Here is a 710-nt window from a genome sequence, read left to right on the forward strand (position 1 = left end):
TTTCAAGCCATGCTTGCAGACATTGAAGCCGGGAAAGTGGGTACGGTCATTGTCAAGGACATGAGCCGGTTAGGGCGTAACTACTTGCAGGTAGGGTTTTACACGGAAATGCTGTTCCCTCAAAAGGGAGTGCGTTTTATCGCTGTCAATGACAATGTGGACAGCGCAAACGGCGGCATGGACAACGATTTTACCCCTCTGCGAAATCTGTTCAATGAATGGCTGGTGAGAGATACGAGCAAGAAAATCAAGGCAGTAAAACGAGCAAAAGGCATGAGCGGCAAGCCCGTTACCAGCAAGCCGGTGTATGGCTACCTCATGGACGAGGACGAGAACTATATCGTTGACGAGGAAACCGCGCCGGTAGTCCGGCAGATATACCAGCTTTGCCTTGCCGGGAACGGCCCGACCAAGATTGCCCGTATGCTTACGGAGCAGCAAATCCCCACGCCGGGAACGCTGGAATACCGCAGGACGGGCAGCACCCGCCGCTACCACCCCGGCTATGAGTGCAAATGGGCGACAAACACGGTTGTCCACCTGTTGGAAAACCGGGAGTACACCGGCTGTCTGGTAAACTTCAAGACGGAGAAGCCCTCTTACAAGACCAAGCACAGTGTAGAGAACCCCATTGAGAAGCAGGCCATTTTCCCGAACCACCATGAGCCGATTATCGACACGGAAACATGGGAGCGCGTGCAGGAGTTACG

Annotated in this window: 1 protein-coding gene; it reads left to right on the forward strand. The window is 53.9% G+C overall.

Annotated features, from left to right (window positions below; translation table 11 throughout):
- Positions 1-710, forward strand: a 710-nt coding sequence (locus tag WMO64_RS17040; protein ID WP_349232769.1) for a recombinase family protein, incomplete at both ends; no start/stop codon positions are given.

Origin of the sequence: Pseudoflavonifractor intestinihominis (assembly GCF_040096055.1) — a bacterium.
Lineage (GTDB): Bacteria > Bacillota > Clostridia > Oscillospirales > Oscillospiraceae > Pseudoflavonifractor > Pseudoflavonifractor intestinihominis.